Source organism: Spongiivirga citrea (assembly GCF_010671565.1).
Classification (GTDB): Bacteria; Bacteroidota; Bacteroidia; order Flavobacteriales; family Flavobacteriaceae; genus Spongiivirga; species Spongiivirga citrea.
Map to the genome: position 1 here is coordinate 576,821 of NZ_JAABOQ010000004.1, position 23,054 is coordinate 599,874.

A 23,054-nucleotide genomic window follows, 5' to 3' on the forward strand; every position below is an offset into this window, starting at 1 on the left:
CTACCTTTACCTATTGTTTGTTATTTTTAGCAACAAATAGCCGTGAAGAGTAAAAGTTTTCTTCCGGTTTACGACTAAGTTGACAAATGAAGCAATTTTTACTCTTTTTTAGCTGTTTTTTGATAAGTATTGTAAGCTTCGCTCAAGAAGGCGATGTAAAAGCAAATATTATCAATGCAGAGGATGATTCTCCTTTGCAAAACGTGCACGTACTAAATCTAAATCGTGTTATTGGTACTATTACTAATGATAAAGGAGATTTTAGTATTCCGGCAGCTGTTAATGACACTTTGTTTTTCTCTTATCTTGGTTTTAAATCGATTAAAATTCGGGTGACAAATGATCTACTTAAAAATCCTGGCACTAAAATTCAACTTACTGAACTTGCTTATACACTAGAAGAAGTTATCCTTCAGCCTTTTGAATTAACAGGGTATCTAGAAATTGACAATAAATATGTTCCGGTAGAGCGCAATTATCGATATAGTATTTCTGGTTTACCTACAGGATACGAAGCTGGCAGTTATTCGCCAGGAGCTATTACACGAGTCCTTGGTGCAATTTTTAATCCGGCGGATTTACTTCATAATATGTTTGGTAAAAAACCCAAGCAATTACGAAAACTTCGTAAAATGCAAGAGGAGGATCAAATACGGAATCTCCTTACAACCAAATTTGATCGTGAAGTTTTGTTAGAGATCTTAGAGCTCGAACGCAATGATCTTGATGAGATTTTACAACATTGCAACTATTCAAAATCATTCATCTCCACTGCAAACGATTTACAAATATTGGATGCCTTGTCGGAATGTTATGAAGAGTTCAAAGTATTGAACAGAAAGTAAATTTCTAGAATAATTCGCCCAGTTTTTTCGTTCTAACTCACAACTGTTTTTCAATTTAACCTACCCTGATTCACCATCTCAAACGTTGTAGTACTAGGGTCGCCTTTCCTTTTATTTCATTTAAAACAAAGTGCTTGAATATGCTGCGCTTTTTCTAACTTTAAAGCTCATATTCAAACAACTCAAGACATGTTTAAAAAACCTCTGGTAATTCTGGCCTCAGCACTGCTATTAATGGCTTGCGATCAAAAAAAATCAACTGCAAAAAACGAAACCATTACTGTTAAAGATATGACGGGTAAGTCTGTCAATCCGATTCCAGATTTTTGGAAAGGCGCCAATATTTACTTCCTTTTAACGGATCGTTTTAACAATGGAAATACTAAAAATGACATCAATTTTGATCGAACGAAAGAAACAGCCACCCTACGCGGATTTATGGGAGGTGACATTGTTGGGATCACAAAAAAAATCGAAGAAGGTTATTTTAATGATCTTGGCATTAATGCCATTTGGTTTACACCTGTTGTAGAGCAGGTACATAGTTCTGTTGATGAAGGAACAGGCAACACCTATGGCTTTCATGGATATTGGACTAAAGATTGGACAAAATTAGACCCTAATTTTGGAACTGATGAAGAGTTACATCAATTGGTTGAAACGGCCCATGCAAACGGAATTCGCATTTTAATGGATGCAGTTATTAACCATACAGGACCAGCTACCACTATTGATCCTGCATGGTCTGAAGCTTGGGTTCGCACCAATGAAAAATGTGGTTTTACCACCTATGAAAACACCATTACATGTCAACTAGTAGACAATTTACCTGATATCAAAACCGAAAGTAATGAAGCAGTAGAACTGCCTCCACAATTAGTGGCAAAATGGAAAAAAGAAGGTCGTTATGATTCCGAAGTTGCCGAATTAGATGCATTTTTTGAGCGCACAGGTTACCCTAGAGCGGCACGTTTTTACATTATGAAATGGTTGGCAGATTTTGTTACCGATCACGGCATTGATGGTTATCGGGTAGATACCGTAAAACATACTGAAGAATATGTTTGGAGCGAATTTAGAGAAGTATGCGATGCTAGTTTTGCGCAGTGGAAAAAAGACAATCCATCAAAAGTGCTAGACGATATGCCATTTTATATGGTAGGAGAAGTATATAATTACGGAGCTAGTGCGGGAAGGGCTTTCGATTTTGGGGACAAAAAAGTTGACTTTTTTGCAAACGGATTCAATAGCCTGATCAATTTTGAATTTAAGTACGATGCACAAAATGATTACGAAACCATTTTTTCAAAATATGATACAATGTTAAAAGGCACTCTTAATCAGTTTGGTGTACTACACTATTTAACAAGTCATGATGATGGACAACCCTATGATGCGGATAGAAGTAGAACATTTGAAGCGGCAACTAAACTCCTATTAAGTCCCGGTGCAAGTCAAGTATATTACGGTGATGAATCGGCCAGAACCTTAATTGTTGAAGGTGCGCAAGGCGATGCAACCCTACGTTCGTTTATGAATTGGGAAGATATCGAAAGTAATTCCGATACGAAAAAACTATTAACGCACTACCAAAAATTAGGGCAATTCAGAAGAAAGCATATTGCTATTGGTGCTGGAGATCATAGCATGATTAGCCAAGCTCCATATACCTTTAAGCGAATACTAAAAAAAGACGGATTTGAAGACAAAGTAGTGATTAGCTTAGACAATAAAGCATCTCAAAAAACCATTGATCTCGGCGGCGTTTTTGAAGATGGAACTGTTTTAAAAGATCATTATTCAGGTGCGGATGTTACTGTAGCAAATGGTAAAGCAAGCTTCAAAAGCCCATTTGAGGTTGTACTTTTGGAGGCTAAAGAATAAAAAGATATTGTCGGTTCGAGCGCAGTAGAGAACACTTGAAAAAGGTCTCAACCTTGTTTGACGGGATAGTCTTAATACAAAAAAACGCAATCGTCTAAGATTGCGTTTTTTATTTAGCACAGGAAATAAGATTTCAATTACTTATCTCTTAACCATGTATTGAAAAGACGCATTAGGTCTTCCAACATAGCCTACTCCATTAAACTTGTACTTTTTAATAATACAAAGTGCTTCTTCTGCTTCTTTCTTACTTTTTCCGAAATCAAAAATGTAGTGATTCCCTTCAACAATTTTCCAACGGTTTCTCACAAACGAAACTTTTACTTTAGAAGGGTCGAATGCGATAATATCTTCGCTTTTAAGAGGTTTTACATTCGATGCTCTTTTGTTACAGAGTTGATATGTAAAACTAGGATCAGGTCGACCAACAAAACCACTGCTATTAAAACCATAGCGTCTTACAATTTTAATAATCTGATTAGCTTCCTTTACATTTGGAGCTGAGAATAGATATCTACTTCCTTGCACTACAGAATAGGTTCCTTTTGAGTTCTTTTTCACCTTTAAACTTCCTTTTGGGTTCAGGCTTAAAAGATCTTCCTTTGCACAAGTAGTAATTGTAGGACTTGGCAATTTAATTCGAGGAGCTTTTTTAAACTTTTCAGTTGTTGCATAATTAGACCTTCTATCTCCATTCTTAAAAGTAGTAAAAGTTGTAACAACCATTGTAGAACCGGACATCTTAACTAATACCTTACGATTAGCAAAACCTTGAGAAAAATCGGCAGAAAGATACTCTGAGTTGCTCCGAACATTGCCGTTTACTGAATTTGAATAAGCAGTTGATTTTTTCCTTCCCCAATCACAATCTTTTGGACTACAACTACCAAATATCTGTAAATAAGGCGAAGCGCCATTACCAGAGATAATTACTTTAGTAATTCCTCTAGTGCGAGCATTCACATTTTTCCATGTTCCATTAAAATTGTTTAATGGAGTTCCTGCAGTGGCAAATAAAAAGCCAAAAACCATTAAAGCAATTGATAAAAATTTAGTTTTCATAATATGTATGTTTTTATGTTATACTCTTTAATGGTTCACTTTTTAAGAAGGTTAACAGAAATTCTCACCTATTTTATAGATAGGGGAAAAATACCCCTAGAAACCAATTCGTTCAATTAGAAAAGATCCAATTCAAACTTTTTGATTCGTTGTCAACAACTCTTTTTATTTCGTACTTTTAAATCAATAACCAAAAACCAACAAATGAAACTTAAAAGTATTCTAGCAGTTTGTTTATTGATAAGTGTGTGCACTACCACTTTCGCACAAAAATGGACAAAGAATAAAAAAGCGATCAAGCAATCGGTTGAAAACCATAAAGCTGAGTTAATCTCAATAAGTGATCAAATTTGGGAGGCTGCAGAAATCGCATTTCAAGAAGATAAATCATCTAAATTACTAGCTGATTTTGCAGAAAAAAACGGATTTACGGTCGAACGAGGTGTCGCTGAAATGCCTACTGCATTTGTGGCGACCTATGGCAGCGGCAGTCCTGTCATTGGTATTTTAGGGGAATTTGATGCCCTACCAGGAATTTCTCAAAAAGCGAAACCAACCAAAGATCCACTAGTCAAGGGCGGAAATGGTCACGGTTGCGGTCATAACTTATTTGGAACGGGAAGTCTTGGTGCAGCAATTGCTGTAAAAGAATTGATCGAACAAGGAAAATTAAAAGGAACCGTCAAGTTTTATGGCACTCCAGCTGAAGAAAAATTCTTTGGAAAAATATGGATGGTAAAAGCGGGACTTTTTGATGGCGTAGATGCTGTTATGGATTGGCATCCATCAGCTACTACAAAAGCTGATGTGCAAAGTACGCTGGCACTTGTTGATTTTGTAGTAGAATTCAACGGACAGGCTGCACATGCCTCTGCCGATCCTTGGAATGGTCGCAGTGCGTCGGATGCCTTAGAACTATACACTACAGGAATTAACTACTATCGCGAGCATATTAAACCAACAGTTCGTATTCATTATCACATTCAAGATGGTGGGCAAGTAGTTAATGTTGTACCGGATTATTCAAAAATTTGGGTTCGAGTACGAGATACAAAAAGAGAAGGAATGATGCCGGTGTATGAACGTGTGCAAAAAATGGCCGAAGGTGCTGCAATTATGGCAAATACAGATTATAAAATTTCATTGGTATCTGGTATTTATGAGATTTTAGTGAATCGTTCAGGTGGCGAGGCCATGCAAAAAAACCTTGAAATGCTAGGCGCCATTAGCTATACACCAGAAGAAGAAGCCTTCGGAAAGAAAATTCAAGAAATGACCGGTAAAAAACAAGTAGGTATGGACAGTGCTATCAATCCGCTAGAAGAAACCTTAGAAAACCCAGGTGGAGGGTCTACGGATGTAGGCGATGTTAGCTGGGTTGTTCCAGTAGTACGAATGGGAGCCACTGTCGCCCCTAAAGATACACCTTGGCATAGTTGGGCGGTTGTAGCATGTGGTGGAATGTCAATTGGACATAAAGGCATGGTGCAAGCAAGTAATGCACTAGGAATGACAATGGTCGATTTGTTTGAAAATCCTAAACTCCTAAAACGAGTGAAAGATGAATTCAAAAAAAGAAAAGGAAATACTGTTTATAAAAGCATCATTCCTGAAGGACCACCACCAGTTGGTTCCAACTAATTTTGGAGCGTTATCTCGATGTGATTTTTAAAAAAGCACTAAGGCAGCTAAAAATTGTATCGAGATATTATTTATAAAGGCTACTATTATTGAGATCGGGCGTTTTAAACTAAATAGACTTAAAATCTCATTAATTCACAAGCCTTAGGGCCTAAAACACTGCTGATAAAAGCAATAACATATCTGTTAGACGATTATTTTTTGTGGTATTTCTAGTTGATAAGTACTTGTAGTACCCTTAAATCTAATGCCTATGAAAAAAGAAGCCAGTAATACCCCTGGTAAAGCCGAGCCTATCGACAAATTCTTTTATTTAAAGGAAACAGCAGAACTTACCAAAACAGGTTCTTGGTACATTGATACGCAAAAGTTTGAGGCTTTTTGGAATAATATTACCTATGAAATTCTTGAAGCTCCACTCGATTTTATCCCTGCTGTGGAAAGTGGACTTTCTCATTATGCTGAGGAGCATCGCGACTATGCCGCCAAACTGTTTTTTGATTGCTACAAAAAAGGAAAAGAGTTTGATGTCGAGATTAAAATGGTCACCTTCAAAGGCACCGAGTTTTGGGCAAGAGCCATTGGAAAACCAGTTTTAAATGGAGATAATGAACAAATTGGAGTACAGGGCGTGTTTCAAAATATTGATGACGTCAAGCAAAAAGAGTTTGCCCTTCAAAATTCTGTAGAAACAATAACGTCTCAAAACAGTAGACTGCTAAACTTTGCCTACATCGTATCGCATAATCTTCGCAGTCAAACGAGCAATTTACAGCTAATTACGCATTTATTGGACAGCCTAAATACGGTGGAGGAGAAAATGGAAATGTTAAGCAACATTAAGGGGGTTTCCGACAGTCTTAATAAAACGATTGAACATTTAAACGAAGTAGCTACCATTCAAACCAACAGCAAACAGGAAAAAAGAGTAGTTCGTTTTGAAGACACATATCTGCTAGTTGTAACCTCAATACAACAAATAATTGCCAACCAAAAAGCAGAAATCATTACCGACTTTTCTGGTTTAGATAGCATTAATTATGTACCCGCCTATATGGAGAGTATTATGCTAAATTTGTTGACGAATGCAGTGAAATATAAACATCCAGACAGAAAACCCGAGGTACACATTAAAACATTTACCCAAAACGAACAATCCTTTATGGTTGTAAAAGATAACGGTATGGGTATCGATCTGTCTAGGTATGGGGATCAAATTTTCGGGATGTACAAAACCTTCCACTATAACGATGATGCGGAAGGTGTAGGATTATTTATTACCAAAAATCAAATTGAATCATTAGGAGGTAGTATCGCCGTTGACAGTACTGTTGATGAAGGCACTACGTTCACCATAATTTTTTAACACTTTATGAATTCCCCAGTCAAAATTGGTTGCATCATTGATGATGACAATACTTATGTAAACTTAATGAGTACGCTCATTAAAATGAAAAAACTTTCTGAAAAGCTGCTTGTTTTTAACAACGGTCAGGAGGCTATTGACTACTTTGAAGATACTTTGCAAAGAGGAGCAAAAGATGAATTACCTCAAGTCATATTCTTAGATCTTAATATGCCAATAATGAACGGCTGGCAATTTTTAGAACAATTTGATAGTGAAAGTTGCAGTGGGTGTTCACTTTATGTGGTCAGTTCTTCAATAAATCCATCTGATATTGATAGAGCAAAACGTTATCCTACAGTCACGGATTATATTACCAAGCCAATGGAAATAACAACTTTAGAAGAAGTATTTGCCTCAGCTTCGTAGCAGTCCAACAAAACTTTGTTAAAGTAAGTCCATCCGATTTTTAATGCTATTAAATATGATATTTTTATATCATATTCGAATTAATCGTATTTAATGTACTTTAAAATTAAGTTCCTCGCAGCATTATTCTGTACTTGTACTTCAATACCGCTTATTAGTCAAAATCAAATTGAAAAAGATAGTGTCACCACCATCGACCTTAAAGGTGTGACTGTTGAAGCTGCTCGCATTAGCATTTCTAAAAAGAAGCTTCCCTATGCCCTTTCTATCATCAATACTTCGGAAATCGATGCCATAAAAAATCAACTATCAATTCAGGAATATCTCAATACTATTCCCGGAATATATATTCAAAATAGTAGCAATTTTGCTCAAGATGCCCGTATTTCGATACGAGGTGCAGGCTCCAGATCGGCTTTTGGTATTCGAGGTATTAAGCTCATTGTAGATGGTATTCCTGAAACAACTCCGGATGGTCAGGGTCAGCTAGATAATATTAATCTAGATATTATTGAGAATATCGAATTAGTCCGCAGCGGGGCTTCTGCCCTATACGGAAATGCCTCTGGAGGTATCATTAACATAAAAACTAAAACGGATTTTGAATCGCCATTCGCTAAATTCAAAACAACTTTTGGTAGTTATAACCGGCAATTGTATAACGCTACTGCGGGTATAGGAAAAGGGAATTCAAAAGCGGTATTTCACTTAGGATATCAAACCTATGACGGATACAGAGATCATAGTAGTTTTAAGCAGTGGAATTTTAACGGGAATTTTTTACATCGATTCAATGATAAACTAAAGATAAACCTACTTGTAAATTATGCCGACAGTCCAGAAGCCCAAGATGCTGGAGGTCTGACTAGGGAGCAATTTGAAGAAAACCCCAGACAGGCACGTCAAGCAAATATCGACTTTAACGCAGGCGAAGCCATTTCACAATATAAAATTGGAGCTCGTTTAGAATGGGATATATCACAAAACTCAGTTTTTAACAGTTATGCATTTATTAGCGGAAGGGATTTTGATGGGCGACTTCCGTTTTCATTTGGCGGGATTGTGGACTTAAATAGAAACTATGGTGGGCACGGAAGTGCTATCAACTTTAAAACAAAAACAAACGATATAAAATTAGGGTACGATCTGGCTTTTCAAAAAGATGAGCGTAAGCGATTCATGAATGAAAATGGGATTAGTGGAAGTATGACCTTGGATCAAAATGAGAAATTTAATTCACTAGGTATTTACCTTCTCGATCATTTAAACTTCAAAAAATGGGATTTTTACGGTGGTATGCGTTTCGATATTAACGTATTAGAAGTAGAAGATTCGTTTTTAAGTAATGGTAACGATTCAAGCGATATTTCACTCAATTCTTTTAATCCGACTCTTGGGATAAATTATCAATATACCCCTAAGCATTCAATATTTGGAAATATTACAACTGCTTTCGAAACACCTACCTTATCCGAATTATCTGCGAATCCGACTGGAGAACAAGGCTTCAATCAGTCTTTAGAACCACAAAAATCCACCACTTTTGAAATCGGATTAAAAGGAAATTTAAAAGAGTTGAACTATCAAGTGACTTATTTTAATCTCCGTACAAAAAATGACCTAGTCCCATTTGAACTTGAGGCTTTTCCCGACAGGAACTTTTTTAGAAATGCTGGATCGACTGCTAGAAATGGGATTGAAACACAACTCGAATTTGATATCAATCAACAGTGGCAATTGACATCGGCTTATACCTATTCCTATTTTATATTTGACGACTATATTGTGAATGGAAATGATCGTTCAGGAAATGAGCTTCCAGGAATACCAAAACATTTTGGCTCATTAGCTGTTAAATATAAAAGAGCTAGTGGCTTTTTTGGTCAACTACAACTTAATGTTGTTGACGCCATCTGGGTAAATGATACTAATGCTGAAAAAGCACCTGGCTATACTCTAGCCAATCTTAATATGGGGTATAAAAGAAAATGGGGCGATACCGAAATCACACCATTTTTAGGTATTAGCAATCTACTGGACAAAAATTATGTAGATAATGTACGCATCAATGCCTTTGGATCTCGATTTTACGAACCAGCTCCCGGTTTTCAGGTATTTGGCGGTATAAGTATATCGTTGTAAGTAAGACCTACCCGTCTTTATTGCCTCCAAACACCTGTCCAGTTTGGGTATCTAAAACCCAAGTGTTATCATTTGAGAATTCATTCCATCCATTATTAGAATTTTGATACAGTAAAAAGATAACTTCCGCGCCAAGAATTATGAAGGCTATTTTAAATATTCCAAACCATACACTTTTTCAACATAAAACTCCTGTTTATCGAATAAAAAAGTAGTTCATCTGTTTGTCAAAAAAAGAGGGTAGGGTTTTTAATTAACAAATTGTTCCACCTGTGTAACGCAAAAACAATAAACATGGACAAGAAGTATTTTTACAGAGCTACTAGCATTGCAATCGCTTTGGTTTTATTGGTAACTTATTTTGTTCTAAATCCTGTTGGATAATGATCAAACTACTTACTAATACACTTTAAGTCCCCACCAAATTACCTCCCCCATGTATCCAACCAAATCCTATAAGCAAAATGCTTTATGGGAAAAAGACACTTATTCCGAATCATTGGTATTGGCTTTACCTTGCTACTAATTGTAGTATATTTTATGCTAAACCCTGCCAAAGACACCTCAACAATAGACGATAACAAACAGGTTTTAGACAGTATAAACCTCATAAATTCTAGTGACACGCCAGAATATGTCGATCTCGACACATTACAAATTATTCATTTAAAATATAAATAAACAAACTGTGCGTGTTCCTATGCCAAGGAGGTCAAACCAATGCTAAACCATGAATCTACCCTGACAAAGGTGTTTATGCCTACCCACACAGCAAAAAATCCGCTGATAGATTAACCTATTGTATTAAACAACTTCTACTCCTAATTGCCATATTCATATTTTTCAACTCTTATAAAAGTGTGAACCTTACTTCGTTTTGGATTGCAAATAATACCCGAGTGAGATTGAATTAGCATCATCGGTGATATTGTAGATGAGTTCGGTGGACAGAAATACTACCCAGGTCTTTAATGAAACCGCTCCTCTTCTTCACAGTAAGAGAAGCGGTATTCTTTTGTTTAAAAAATAAGTAGACTAGTTCTATTGCCTAAATGTTTCAATATTAGAAGTGAAAATTATTAGCCATAAGACGCTTTACTTTAACACTATGGCATAATAAATATCGATAAAAAGCATTTTATATCGATAAAATTATTATTTTAGCCTCGCAGCTTTTCCAAACTAAAAAACCTTGTACCTAAAACTACCTAATACTCTAACCTATGTTTATGGAAAAACATCTACTCCTTACATTTTTATTAGCGTTACTTTGCTCTTGCGGAAGCTCAAATTCGGCTTCTTTTTGGATCGCTAATAATAGTAATACCTCAGTTGAATTACAATCTACAGTTATCTCTCCAACCAGTTTGGGAGGTCCTAAAGTAATTTCGAAACCACTATTGGCCAAACCTGGTGATATTATTGAACTAGGTGCCGCGTCATTTGATAAAAATGGCCCCATTACAGATCTCTTTAACTACAAAATCGCTGGCAACAATGGCAGCCTAAAGGATCCTATGGATATTAATAACTGGCAAAAGATTACCGACAAAAAAGGGAAAATAAAATATGTTTTGTATCTGGTGAGTAACTAGTACTTTTCAGGTAAAAATGAGCACAGCAGAATGGTTTTTAAAAACATACTACTGTGCTTCGAAAAATCTTTATGTTAGCAATGATGGCTTAAAGTCCACTAATATAACTTCCATAAATATCCTTAAACCGGATACCTTGAGTAAATCGGAATTTACTTAGTTTATCATGTGACACCAACGCCCATAAGACAAACTCCTTCAAAAAATAAACATCTTCTGGTTTAATATCTGGTTGATGTTTTTTAATCAAACTTTCTAGAGGTGTAATAGCATCAAGACGCTGTTTATATTCGGTATCGGTATGATCGTCTAATAATTCGAAACCATTCTCTTCAAAAAACCAATCAATTAGTGGTTGGTACGGACTTTCAATATCTTCTCTTTCTAACTTTTTGATCTGCGGAAAACGACCAGTAAACATTGTTTTAACCGATTCTTCAATAAGATTCATCGCCACACCATCGGCACCTTCTTGTTCACCTTCATATACCAATTCTACTTTACCAGTGATAGATGGTATCACTCCCATAAAATCACCTAAACGAATGGTAGTTTTTGTATCGCCTGAAAGGAGCAACCTACGCTCAGCTGCACTTAGTAAATTCTCATAAGCTGTTATACTAAGCCTAGCACTTACACCACTTTTTGCATCTATATACTCACTATCTCTTGCTTGAAAGCTTATTTGTTCTAATAAATCCTTTGCGATTTCTGGAACATAAATGCTATCTTCTTGTTCAGCATTCATTTTAGCCTCTTGCTGGGTAATGACTTTCGCTGTCGCAACATCTTCTGGATAATGTGTTAAAATCTGCGAACCTATTCGGTCTTTTAGTGGCGTTACGATACTACCTCGATTGGTATAATCCTCTGGATTTGCCGTAAATACAAATTGCATATCTAAGGACATTCGTAGTTTAAATCCTCGTATTTGAATATCACCTTCCTGTAAAATATTGAATAAGGCTACCTGAATACGTGCTTGTAAATCAGGTAATTCGTTAATGACAAAAATGCATCGATTTGCCCTTGGAATCATCCCAAAATGAATCACACGATCATCCGCATAAGACAACTTAAGGTTTGCCGCTTTAATCGGATCAACATCTCCTATTAAATCCGCTACCGTAACATCAGGTGTTGCTAATTTTTCAAAGAAACGATCATCTCTATGCAACCAGGCAATCGGCGTATCATCGCCTTTTTCTGCAATGGTAGTTTTTGCAAATCGCGAAATAGGGCTTAATGGATCGTCATTGATTTCTGAACCTTCCACAAATGGGATGTATTCATTCAGCAAGCCGACCATTAAACGTGCTAATCGTGTTTTTGCCTGCCCCCGTAATCCTAACAAATTGATGTTGTGTTTTGATAAGATAGCACGTTCCAACTCTGGAATTACACTATTCTCATAACCATGAACACCAGTAAAAGTAGTCTCCTTATTTTTAATTTTGGAAATCAAGTTTGAACGCAGTTCCTCCTTTATGCTTTTTGATTGATATCCTGCAGCTTTAAGCTGACCTAATGTTTTTATGTCTTTTGTATTCATTCTTTTTCTTGAAATATTTAGAGCGTTTAAGCTCCTCTAACTCTTTTTTTGCGGTTGGTTTCGTAATCCTCGAAAATCATTTCTCCAAGTCCGCGAAGTCCTGTATAAAATGCTTTACCTTGATTTGCTCTGGTAAACTCCTGTACAAATTGCATGAGATAAGGATCCTGTGCAATCATAAAGGTTGTAATGGGAATGTGCAGCTTCCTAGCCTGAGCCGCCATATTGTAGCATTTGTCAACTACAAAACGATCAAGGCCCGCGCTATTCTTATAATAGGTCCCATCTGGCATACGCAAACAACTGGGCTTGCCGTCCGTAATCATGAATATTTGTTTGTTGGTATTTCGTTTGCGCCGTAACATATCCATTCCTAATTGCAAGCCTGCAACGGTGTTTGTATGATAAGGTCCAACTTGTAAGTATGGTAAATCCTTAATTTTTATAGGCCAGGCATCATTACCGAAAACCAGAATATCTAAGGTGTCTTTAGGATAGCGCGTTGTAATTAATTCGGCGAGTGCCATTGCCACTTTTTTTGCCGGTGTAATCCGATCTTCACCATATAATATCATACTATGACTAATATCAATCATCAGTACAGTACTCATTTGTGCTTTAAAATGAGTGTCCTCAATAACCAGATCATCTTCTGTAAGTCTAAACTCATCCGTACCATTATTTATTTGAGCATTGCGCAGACTTTCAGTCATTGAAATACGTTCGATGGAATCTCCATACCGGTATTCTCGATAGTCCCCTGTATGTTCATCACCTTGCCCAGAATGTGATGTTCGATGATTCCCTGAACCACTTTTCTTCAACTTTCCAAAAATCTTATCTAGCGCTTGCTTTCGAATTGCTCTTTCCGTTTTGGCGGTAATTGCCATTCCGTCGGAACCATCTGGTTTTATTTCTTCGCGGATGTAACCTTTTTCTTTTAACTCCTCAATAAAATCATCGATAGTATAGTCTTCGTTAGTCAGCTTGTATTCCTTGTCTAATTCGCGCAACCAATCGAGTGCCTCATCAAGATCTCCTGATGTATGCGTAATTAATTCATTAAAGATTTCTAAGAGTTTGTCAAAAGGAGATTGGTCCGGTGCTGTATATGACTGGAACCGAAATCCTTTTCTCTGTGTCTTTTTGTTCATAGCAGTATAAAAGTACTACTTTTTTGAGGAAGGGTGTGGGCTTGATATTGCTAAATTGGTGTGAAAAGTGATGGCTTTGGATAATACACTTATCTATTGTTAATAACGTTAAAACTAGAGACAACAAAACAGCAAAAACTAAGGCAAATTCGAAGAAGTTTGCCTTTAGCTCCTAAAGATCAATATAATTGCCCTTACACTTTGTTGCCAGTATTAGGCTAGCCTTTCAAAGTCCTGGCCATTTTTTTTTCCCATCGATATAATCAACGGCAACTAAGTACCATTTCTTTTTTTTCTTAACTAATCTATACTCATATTCAATTATGAAATCATGCATTTTAGTTATTCTTGTCAGGACTGTTGCTTCATTCTTGGAAATATCTTCAGAAATAATTATCTCTTTTTTCGGATTATGAGCTGAATCATCACCAAAAGAAATAGGCTGTCCTTTAAATCCTTTAAAACAATATTTTAACAAAATGTTTCTTGAGTAATCTTTCTTAGCCTTACTAATTATTTTTTCAGTGTTTTGATTTTCTTTATTCATTTTTATAGCAGCCTGATTCCATTCATAATAATCCTTAATAAATTCAACCACAATTTCCTTTGGGGAATCCAAATTTTGGGAATAAGAACTTATTGAAAATATAAAAACTACTATTAAAGCTATTTTTTTGAACATTACTTTGTTAAGCATGTTTAATTACTGGTAATTAGCAAGTAAGACTACCCCTCCAAAATCCCCTTCAACTTCGCAAGTCCTTTTTCAAAGTCTCCACCAACGGCTTTATCCATACTACCCATAAACATCATAAAAATGCTAGCTACGGGTTTGTGTTTACCACTAAACCCCCAAGTAAGGTCGGTGCTTTTATGATCTCCTTTAAAATCAAAATAGCAATCAGATTCCGCCTTAAACGGTTTAAAAAAACGAAGTTCCGCTTCTATTCGTTCTCCTCTGACAATTTTGGTTAGCTCTTGCTCGCCCTCACCTACTTCTTTATTGCCATTCCAATAGGAAACTGATCCCACTTCACCGTCGGTTCCAGTGAATTTCTTATCCATATTAGGGTCTTTTTCATCCCAGGGCGACCAATTGGCCATTTTTTCGAGCGATCGAACGTATTGAAATACCTCATCCTTTGGTTTGTTGATACTAATACTTCTAGAAACGTCGTATTTTTTTGGAGCAATGATCATTAATAATAGTATAAGCGCAACGATGCCTCCTACTATATATAGTGCTGTCATCATAATTAAAATGGTTTAGGTTGATGCTGTTAAATGTAATAAATTTTAAGGAAAGGCACGAAGTTTGAAGGAACGGTACGAAGTTCTTTCCGACTTTACCCTTTCAGGGATAAAGCCACCTTCCCTTAAAAAGGGAAGGAATTTTAAGATTGTCAAGTTATTTGCTGTCTTGAATCTTGGTTCTTTTCTCTTACTTCTCCTTCTCGTATTTCTCCAATATCTGATCAATGCTTTTAATCGACTTTTGTACCCATTGCATGCGTTGCTCTAAAATTTCTTCTTCAGATAGCTGCCAATTCATATCACTTTTTCGCAAACGCTCCGTTAGATGTTGTAAGGTTATTGCTGCAGAAACCGATATATTGAGACTCTCAGTAAAACCAACCATTGGAATATGCAAAAATCCGTCTGCCGCTGATAAAACTTCTTCGGATAGACCCTCTGTCTCACGACCAAAAAATAAAGCAGACTTCTTGGTGATATCAAAATCAGATAAGGTCGATGATTTTTCATGTGGTGAGGTAGCGATAATTTGGTAGCCTTCATTTTTAAGATGATTAATGCACTCCGATGAATGATTATATCGTTTTACATCAACCCATTTTTGTGCTCCCATAGCAATTTCGCGATCCATTTTTTTGCTGTTATGCTCTTCTATTACATGACAATCTTGAATCCCGAATACATCACAACTCCGCAAAACGGCGCTTGTATTATGTAATTGATAGACATCTTCTACAGCTACGGTAAAATGTCGGGTTCGATTGGCAAGTACTTTGGTAAAAAGCCCTCGTCTACGCTCCGTCAAAAAACCTTCGAGATACTGTAATAACTTAATATCAACCATTTACAAAAATCTATTAAATACAATGGCTAATGTACTATAATACCAGAATATATGGATTATTCATTAGACAGCCTCTTAACCCTTCTAGATTGATATTTTGAATAAAAAATATGTTATTTCATCGCTTAATAATGTATCTTTTCAATGTTATTGAAATGGAATTACATGAAGAAAATCGTTGTATTAACGGGTGCAGGTATTAGTGCGGAAAGTGGTATCAAAACATTTAGAGATGCTGATGGATTGTGGGAAGGTCACGATGTTATGGAAGTTGCGTCGCCTCAAGGTTTTGAGCGAAACCCCGAGTTGGTTTTAGATTTTTATAATCAACGTCGCAGACAATTACTTGAAGTCAAACCAAATAAAGCACATGTTCAATTAGCTGAACTGGAAACAACATATAGTATTGAAATTGTTACCCAAAATGTTGACGATTTACATGAACGTGCTGGTAGTACAAAAGTCACTCATTTACATGGCGAGCTACGCAAAGTAAGAAGTACTTTTGATGAACAATTGGTGATGGATTGGGATCAAGATCTTAACCTTGGGGATATGTGTGAACACAATCATCAACTGCGCCCTCATATTGTTTGGTTTGGTGAAATGGTACCGATGTTAGATCGTGCAATTGAAATCACGCAAACTGCTGATATTCTCGTCATCATAGGAACATCGATGCAAGTATACCCTGCTGCTAGTTTGGTAAATTTTGTCAATCACGAAACCCCAATCTTTTTTATAGACCCAAAGCCAAACGTTACTAAAAGTCAATTTTCAAACTTGACGATTATTGAAGACAAAGCAACTACCGGAGTCGAAACATTCATTAATACATTGAGTACTTTATATAGTTGAAACGGAGTATGACATTTGAATCGTTTTACAAGGAATTAGATGCCATAAACGCCCTGCGCACAAACAGAATGCGTATGGCAAAGATGGTTTTAAACGATTACTCGCTATACGATCATCTATTCAAAATCGCATTTCAAGTAGATGATCCGGTTTCGAGCAAAGCCTGCTGGGTTTTAGAGTTTGTATATCTTGATGAACCAGAATTCATTATTCCGTATTTAGATCGATTTACTGCTGACTTAAAAAATTTGAAACTAGATTCATCCATACGACCCTTAGCCAAAATATCGCAGTTAATGGTTGAAGCGTATTTCAAAAAAAAGACTTCAAAAATTCAATCAGCTCTTACCGATCAACATTTAGAATTAATTACCGAAGCCTGTTTCGATTGGCTGATTCAAGATGAAAAGGTTGCAGCTAAAGTGTATTCAATGTACTCTCTATTTCATTTAGGAAAAAAATACGATTGGATTCATGACGAACTTAGATTGGTTATTCAAAAAGATGTGAGTAATGAAAGTGCTGGCTATAAGGCGGCGACCCGGAAAGTACTTGAATGGATTCGTTCTTAGAGTTATGAGTTATGAGTTATGAGTTATGAGTTATGAGTTATGAGTTATGAGTTATGAGTTATGAGTTATGAGTTATGAGTTATGAGTTATGAAAGTTGAAAAAATTGGAATTTGGAATTTCATTTCTTGTAATTTTTCTAAGAGACTTTTTGGCTTTTCAGCTTTCCCCTTTTAAACTATAACCTATCTTTGCAGCTTTAAAAATGTAACCACTTAGCAGCATGTCGCTCACACCTTTAAATGCCATTTCACCAATCGATGGTCGTTACGGAAGTAAAACTAAAGCACTTAGTCAATTTTTCTCTGAAGAAGCCTTGATAAAATACCGCGTGCTGGTGGAAATCGAGTATTTTATCTCATTGGCACTGCTTCCTTTGCCTCAACTAAAAAGTTTTGATGTATCGTTAATTGATGATCTTAGAAATATCTATAAAGATTTTAGTGCCGCTGATGCGCAGGCGATAAAAGATATTGAAAAAGTCACCAATCATGATGTAAAGGCCGTTGAGTACTTTATAAAAGAGAAATTTGATGCATTAGGATTACAAGCGTACAAAGAATTCATCCATTTCGGGTTGACTTCTCAAGATATTAATAACACCGCAATTCCGCTTTCGATTAAAGAAGCAATTCAACAAGTGTATCGCCCCGAATTGGTTTCTGTGCTTAACCGGTTAAAAGAATTAGCGGAAGAGTGGTCGGATATTTCTATGCTGGCACGCACTCATGGTCAGCCGGCTTCACCAACACGGTTAGGTAAAGAAATTCAAGTATTTATTACTCGAATTCAAGAACAAATTAAACTGATTCATGAAATACCGCAAGCTGCAAAGTTTGGTGGCGCTACCGGAAACTTCAATGCGCATAAAGTTGCATATCCGGAAATAGACTGGAAGGCATTTGGAACTAAGTTTGTTGAAGAAACATTAGGCTTACATCACTCCTTCCCTACTACGCAGATTGAACACTACGATCATATGGCAGGAATTTTTGATGGTTTGAAAAGAATCAATACCATCTTAATCGATTTAGACAGGGATATCTGGACATATATCTCAATGGATTATTTTAAACAAAAAATTAAAAAAGGAGAAGTCGGTTCATCCGCAATGCCACATAAAGTAAATCCGATTGATTTTGAGAATTCTGAAGGGAATTTAGGTCTTGCAAATGCCATCTTCGAGCATTTATCTGCAAAATTGCCACTATCAAGACTACAGCGTGACCTTACAGATAGTACCGTCTTACGTAATGTTGGTGTGCCTTTTGGCCATACCGTTATCGGATTTCAATCGACTTTAAAAGGATTAAACAAGTTATTGCTGAATAAAGAAAAGTTTGAAGCTGACCTAGAAAATAATTGGGCAGTAGTTGCTGAGGCAATTCAAACAATACTAAGACGCGAAGGCTATCCAAACCCGTATGAAGCACTGAAAGGACTCACCAGAACGAATGAGAAGATCAATCAAAAATCAATCGCTTCGTTTATTGATACGCTAGATGTTAGTGATGCGATTAAAGATGAATTAAAGCAGATTTCTCCTAGTAATTATACAGGGATATAACCACCTACAAGGTTTTCAAAACCTCTCGGGTAGACTGCAACTCATAGAAAAAGCCTCGACAATTAAATTGTCGAGGCTTTTGTATTAACACTAACTTGGAAAATTATGAATTAACTCTTCTTTAAAAAGTTCTCTAATTCTTTTAGCTGGCCGTTGCCGTCAAAATCAGCATTTTCCATTGCTTTCATAAGCTGTACCATATTCGCTGGATTCATATTATCACCTAGTACACGTACTAAGGCAAATCCCATTTCATCATCCTTTCCGAAAATGACAACTTCATCAATCGAATCATCATCACCTAAATATTTTACTACAGCTCCTTTACCACCAGTACCCATTCTCATTAACTCATTGTAATTCGGGTTCTTTAAAATGGCATTTACTTTCTCCTGCTCGATACCGTACTCCATTTTATTGGATTCATTCAATTTAAATGCTAATACATTTAATTTGCGTACCGATTCGTATGCTTCCTTTTCACTTGCCGAAAATTTACCTGTATCAACTCCTAATGTACTTACTGGAATATCTAGAGATAGAAAATCAGCATTTTCAGTATTCTCTACATAATACTGCTGTAAACTTGGGTCGTTATCGCAGCTGCTCATGGTAACTAGTACCATGAATGCAGCAGCGATGATTTTGATTGATTTTTTCATCTTATTTCTTATTTATTTTTGCCTGCTTTCTTAAGCTGTTTACCGCCAGGTAAATCCATTTGATCTGTTAATTTACCTACTTGACGTAAGTCAATGTCTCCGCTAAGTGATAATAATACTGTTTCAAGTTTCTTACCATTAATATTAACGTTTGCTTGCTCGAAACCCGTAACGAACATTACCAATTCTTTTACATGGTTATCGTCCTTACCTTCTTTTACATAGAATTTTACATTACTATCGCCATCACGTACGCGCATTAACTCTTCAAGATCAGAACTTCTAACATGCTTACTAACCCATGAAGTGATATCCTTCGAAATCGCGCCATTATCTGTAGTAATTACTTTGAAGTTTGTGATGCTATTTACAAGGCTAATAAATTCTTTCGCCTCAGGATCATCTGTTTCGATACCGATGCTGCCAAGCATTTTAAACATTTTCGGACTTACCGAAATAAATGCTACATCGGGGTTACTTTCATACTTATCAAAAATAGATTGGGCATACGTACCAACTGAGATAAGTGCTATTGATATTGTTAAAACTAATTTTTTCATCTTGTTTTTTGTTTTATTCTTTTAAAACTTATTCGTTTCGTAATAATTTATTTGTTTGTTGTTCAAAATGATCGATGTGATTTATTTGACTCACACCATCAGAAAATGTGTTTAAATGGCCAATTGATTGTGTACCCTTATTAAAGTTGTTTGATAACATTGCCAAGACCATTTTTGCTTCATCAATTTCTTCCTGAGTATAATCAGGTGTGGCTTGATACTGCCAATACATACCAAAAGAGAATATTAATACCGCTGCTACGGAAGCCCATTTAATAAAATTGTTTCTAGTTTTTAATGGGACCTGCTTGGTAAATTGTTCGTCTTTGGCGCCCGAAAAGTAGGCAAACATTGCTTGGTATTCTTCGAGATGCGGAGCGACCTCCTTTCCCGAAAAATAATTTTGCAATTCTTTTTCTTCAGCAACCGTAGTTGTTGCCTCTAAATATTTTTCTAATAATTGTTCTACTCTAACTAACTCCATAGTTATGTTTTTTGATCAATTCTTCTCTAACTGTTTTTCGAGCCCGAGATAATGCAACTCTAATTGCTGTCGGGTTCATATCCATTACTTTTGCAATCTCATCAAAATCATATTGTTCGACATCTCGCAATTGTAAGATCATTCGTTGTTGTTCAGGTAATTTTTGAACTATTTTATTAACCCAGTTCAAACTGTCATTAAGTTCTACCTGCTTTTGCAACGATGTTTGTTCGTCTTTATAATTACTGTGTACTAACTTTAAGTTTGAGGCTTGCTTAGACTTTAACTTGTCAAGGCAATAGTTTTTGGTCATTGTCATTGCAAACGCTTCAATACTCTTGTATGTACTTAAATTTTTACGTCCTTTCCACAACTTTAACAAAACCTCCTGAGTTGCATCCTCAGCTTCCTCAACCGATGTGAGTAGGCGCTTAGATAAACGAAATAGTTTATCCTTAAAAGGCATTACCAAGTTTAAAAACTCCGATTGTTTCATTATTTCTGGTGTGGTTAGCACGTTCTAATTTTTCAGTTATATAAGGAAGACGAGTATCCTTCCATTTTGTTACAAAGCGTTTCAAAAAATTTAAAATTCACTTTGTTAAAGCAAGCTTAAACCCATTCGGTGCATCAATAAATAGAGATTAGAACCGTTATATCTCAAACAAGATAGCCAAACTTTTAATTTGTAAGTAATTTGGGTATTTTGCAGACAAATAAAGAAAAGCGCAATGATGAGAAGATTAAGAACACTCCCATTATACCTTATGGTATTATCACTATTTGTTATTAGTTGTGAGGATAATGATGATAATAACAGTACACCAGCCATCCCTGGTGGCTCAGGTTCAGTTGAACTTGTACAAACTCAAAATGAATTTGTTTGGAGAGGATTGAACTTGTACTATTTCTGGCAACAGGATACTCCCAATCTAGCCGATAGTCGATTTAACACTTTAGATGAGTTTTACACTTTTTTGAATACGTATGACGATCCCGAAACTATGTTTAACGAGGCTCCCTTGAGAAATCAGGATGATCGTTTCACATTTTTCAATGAAGACTATCGCGTATTGGCCAATGCCCAGCAGGGCGTTTTTAAAACCAACGGACTTAGTTTCGTACTTACTAGGGTTACATCGGGCTCTAGTGAAATTGTGGGGGTAGTTCGCTACGTAAACAATAATACTGACGCTTCTTCAAAGGATGTAGCTCGAGGTGATATTTTCTCTGCTGTAAACGGAACTCCGCTATTTTTTAATAGTAGTGAGGACAATAACTTAGACCTTTTAGATCCGGATACCTATACTCTAAATTTTGCAACGATAGAAAATGGAAGCGCAGTATCAAATGGTAAGAATATTGAATTTACAAAAGTTGAGCAAGATATTAACCCAATTTTAATTACTAAGACATTCGATATTGGCGGAAAAAGTATCGGATACTTAATGTATAATAGATTCACCTCTAACTTTGATGATGAGTTGAATACAGCTTTCGCAAGCCTCGCAGGAGTTGATGAACTAATACTAGATATGCGCTACAACCCGGGTGGCAGCGTTCGTAGTTCTGTTAGATTAGCTAGTATGATTACTGGGCAATTTACTGGGCAATTAATGCTAAGACAGCGCTATAACGACAAATTGCAAGAAGCATTTTCTGAAGCTCAAGTGACTGATAATTTTGTAGATAATATTTCAGGAACGTCCTTAAATAGTCTTGGCCTTGAAAAAGTTTATGTTATAGCAACTGACGATACTGCCTCAGCCAGTGAGTTAGTAATTAACGGACTTAGAGCTTATATTGATGTTATTCACGTAGGAACAACAACAGTTGGTAAAAATGAGTTTTCCATCACTTTAGTTGATGATGTTGACAATCAATACATATTTGATCGCACCAATACCAGTGGAATTGCGGAGGGAAATTTATGGGCAATTCAACCGCTTTTAGGACGTAATGAAAATGCAGATGGTTTTTCTGATTATACTGGAGGTTTTTCTCCAAATGTGACTTCCGAAGAAGCTTTAACCAACCTTGGTATACTAGGTGATGAAAATGAGCCTTTATTGGCAACAGCTTTGGCCCAAATTACAGGAGCCACTATAAAAGGAATACGATTTGTAAAAGACCCAATAAAGCCGATAATGTCTTCAGACCACATGACTATTTTAAAGGATGATATGTATATCGACGGAGATAAAATAAAAGATGCAATGCTAGAAATAAAAGAGAATTAATATGTAGCTGTTATAAGCAAATTAAATTTCACTTAGAAAATCTATGTTAAATGCTGTTCTTCAGGGAACAGCATTTTTTTTAAGATTATTTTCATATCTTCGAAACTCCTACCAACGACTTCTTGAAATTATAAAATTGTTGTATGAAGTCCCTCTTACAAAACAAACTAGCCCGCTTTGTCTTTTTGTTATTGGCTATTGCTTGTACCAAGGAAGTGACTGATGATCTACTGATCACCTTCAAGGTCACCGCTCCGACAGAGACACTGAATTGTTTTGTGAACATCGCGCGCCCTTTTGATGTCACTATTCGTGGGGTGAATGCCAATACTGCTGGGAATTATCAGTTTAAATATGCCATTGAAT

23 protein-coding genes are annotated in these 23,054 nt (G+C 36.2%); 13 read left to right on the forward strand and 10 right to left on the reverse strand.

Translation table 11 applies throughout. The annotated features are described in order from the left end of the window. Nucleotides 1-86: 86 nt before the first annotated feature. Together GWK10_RS11930 and GWK10_RS11935 are read left to right on the forward strand one after the other, a co-directional pair. Entirely contained in the window at nt 87-845 is a 759-nt protein-coding gene (locus GWK10_RS11930) for a carboxypeptidase-like regulatory domain-containing protein (protein ID WP_164032593.1), read from the forward strand. Between the two features lie 189 nt (nt 846-1,034). Beyond that, nucleotides 1,035-2,729 (forward strand): alpha-amylase family glycosyl hydrolase, encoded by a 1,695-nt coding sequence (locus GWK10_RS11935; protein WP_164032594.1) that lies wholly within the window; start codon nt 1,035-1,037, stop codon nt 2,727-2,729. Nucleotides 2,730-2,870: 141 nt separating this feature from the next. Here the strand turns inward: GWK10_RS11935 and GWK10_RS11940 are convergent, their stop codons facing one another. After that, a complete protein-coding gene (locus tag GWK10_RS11940; protein WP_164032595.1) occupies nt 2,871-3,791 on the reverse strand; it encodes a hypothetical protein in 921 nt (306 codons plus the stop codon). Between the two features lie 204 nt (nt 3,792-3,995). Here GWK10_RS11940 and GWK10_RS11945 point away from each other — a divergent pair, with 204 nt between their 5' ends. The 6 genes from GWK10_RS11945 to GWK10_RS11970 all read left to right on the forward strand — a co-directional run bounded on the left by GWK10_RS11945 (nt 3,996) and on the right by GWK10_RS11970 (nt 10,943). Then, on the forward strand, nt 3,996-5,432 hold the full coding sequence (locus GWK10_RS11945; protein ID WP_164032596.1) for an amidohydrolase: 1,437 nt from the start codon (nt 3,996-3,998) through the stop codon (nt 5,430-5,432). A 253-nt stretch (nt 5,433-5,685) separates the two neighbouring features. After that, nucleotides 5,686-6,798 carry a sensor histidine kinase gene (locus tag GWK10_RS18640; protein ID WP_164032597.1) on the forward strand — a complete coding sequence of 371 codons (1,113 nt, stop codon included), beginning with the start codon at nt 5,686-5,688 and terminating at the stop codon, nt 6,796-6,798. 6 nt (nt 6,799-6,804) lie between these two features. Next, nucleotides 6,805-7,206 (forward strand): response regulator, encoded by a 402-nt coding sequence (locus GWK10_RS11955; protein WP_164032598.1) that lies wholly within the window; start codon nt 6,805-6,807, stop codon nt 7,204-7,206. Nucleotides 7,207-7,299: 93 nt separating this feature from the next. Continuing rightward, on the forward strand, nt 7,300-9,348 hold the full coding sequence (locus GWK10_RS11960; RefSeq protein WP_164032599.1) for a TonB-dependent receptor family protein: 2,049 nt from the start codon (nt 7,300-7,302) through the stop codon (nt 9,346-9,348). A gap of 471 nt (nt 9,349-9,819) precedes the next feature. Continuing rightward, nucleotides 9,820-10,029, forward strand: a complete 210-nt coding sequence (locus tag GWK10_RS11965; protein ID WP_164032600.1) for a hypothetical protein — start codon at nt 9,820-9,822, stop codon at nt 10,027-10,029. A 548-nt stretch (nt 10,030-10,577) separates the two neighbouring features. Next, nucleotides 10,578-10,943 carry a hypothetical protein gene (locus GWK10_RS11970; protein ID WP_164032601.1) on the forward strand — a complete coding sequence of 122 codons (366 nt, stop codon included), beginning with the start codon at nt 10,578-10,580 and terminating at the stop codon, nt 10,941-10,943. Nucleotides 10,944-11,031: 88 nt separating this feature from the next. Here the strand turns inward: GWK10_RS11970 and GWK10_RS11975 are convergent, their stop codons facing one another. The 5 genes from GWK10_RS11975 to GWK10_RS11995 form a co-directional block, all read right to left on the reverse strand. After that, the gene (locus GWK10_RS11975) at nt 11,032-12,495 is read right to left on the reverse strand and encodes an AAA family ATPase (protein WP_164032602.1); all 1,464 of its coding nucleotides are present in this window, start codon (nt 12,493-12,495) and stop codon (nt 11,032-11,034) included. A gap of 26 nt (nt 12,496-12,521) precedes the next feature. Continuing rightward, entirely contained in the window at nt 12,522-13,649 is a 1,128-nt protein-coding gene (locus GWK10_RS11980) for a vWA domain-containing protein (RefSeq protein WP_164032603.1), read from the reverse strand. A gap of 226 nt (nt 13,650-13,875) precedes the next feature. After that, nucleotides 13,876-14,346, reverse strand: coding sequence for an NTF2 fold immunity protein (locus GWK10_RS11985; protein ID WP_164032604.1), 471 nt, complete (start codon nt 14,344-14,346; stop codon nt 13,876-13,878). 29 nt (nt 14,347-14,375) lie between these two features. Next, entirely contained in the window at nt 14,376-14,903 is a 528-nt protein-coding gene (locus GWK10_RS11990; RefSeq protein WP_317164685.1) for an SRPBCC family protein, read from the reverse strand. Nucleotides 14,904-15,090: 187 nt separating this feature from the next. Beyond that, nucleotides 15,091-15,747, reverse strand: coding sequence for a TrmH family RNA methyltransferase (locus GWK10_RS11995; protein WP_164032605.1), 657 nt, complete (start codon nt 15,745-15,747; stop codon nt 15,091-15,093). 165 nt (nt 15,748-15,912) lie between these two features. On the opposite strand from GWK10_RS11995, the gene GWK10_RS12000 reads away from it, so the two are divergent. The 3 genes from GWK10_RS12000 (at nt 15,913) to purB (ending at nt 18,742) form a co-directional block, all read left to right on the forward strand. Next, entirely contained in the window at nt 15,913-16,605 is a 693-nt protein-coding gene (locus GWK10_RS12000; RefSeq protein WP_164032606.1) for an SIR2 family NAD-dependent protein deacylase, read from the forward strand. An 8-nt stretch (nt 16,606-16,613) separates the two neighbouring features. After that, nucleotides 16,614-17,177, forward strand: a complete 564-nt coding sequence (locus GWK10_RS12005) for an adenylosuccinate lyase (RefSeq protein ID WP_164032607.1) — start codon at nt 16,614-16,616, stop codon at nt 17,175-17,177. A gap of 221 nt (nt 17,178-17,398) precedes the next feature. Further along, nucleotides 17,399-18,742 (forward strand): adenylosuccinate lyase, encoded by a 1,344-nt coding sequence (purB, locus tag GWK10_RS12010; RefSeq protein WP_164032608.1) that lies wholly within the window; start codon nt 17,399-17,401, stop codon nt 18,740-18,742. A gap of 110 nt (nt 18,743-18,852) precedes the next feature. Here the strand turns inward: purB and GWK10_RS12015 are convergent, their stop codons facing one another. From GWK10_RS12015 to GWK10_RS12030, 4 genes are read right to left on the reverse strand one after another with little or no spacing between them, the layout of a single operon-like run. Then, entirely contained in the window at nt 18,853-19,404 is a 552-nt protein-coding gene (locus GWK10_RS12015) for a DUF4252 domain-containing protein (RefSeq protein WP_164032609.1), read from the reverse strand. Between the two features lie 8 nt (nt 19,405-19,412). Next, complete coding sequence (locus GWK10_RS12020) at nt 19,413-19,964, reverse strand: DUF4252 domain-containing protein (RefSeq protein ID WP_164032610.1); 552 nt, start codon at nt 19,962-19,964, stop codon at nt 19,413-19,415. 28 nt (nt 19,965-19,992) lie between these two features. Continuing rightward, nucleotides 19,993-20,448 carry a hypothetical protein gene (locus GWK10_RS12025; protein WP_164032611.1) on the reverse strand — a complete coding sequence of 152 codons (456 nt, stop codon included), beginning with the start codon at nt 20,446-20,448 and terminating at the stop codon, nt 19,993-19,995. After that, a complete protein-coding gene (locus tag GWK10_RS12030; protein ID WP_164032612.1) occupies nt 20,435-20,944 on the reverse strand; it encodes an RNA polymerase sigma factor in 510 nt (169 codons plus the stop codon). The genes GWK10_RS12025 and GWK10_RS12030 overlap by 14 nt, the downstream gene beginning before the upstream one ends. Before the next feature lie 235 nt (nt 20,945-21,179). Here GWK10_RS12030 and GWK10_RS12035 point away from each other — a divergent pair, with 235 nt between their 5' ends. Together GWK10_RS12035 and GWK10_RS12040 are read left to right on the forward strand one after the other, a co-directional pair. After that, on the forward strand, nt 21,180-22,688 hold the full coding sequence (locus tag GWK10_RS12035) for a S41 family peptidase (protein WP_239540750.1): 1,509 nt from the start codon (nt 21,180-21,182) through the stop codon (nt 22,686-22,688). Between the two features lie 143 nt (nt 22,689-22,831). After that, on the forward strand, nt 22,832-23,054 hold a 223-nt coding region (locus GWK10_RS12040), incomplete at its 3' end, for a hypothetical protein (protein ID WP_164032613.1).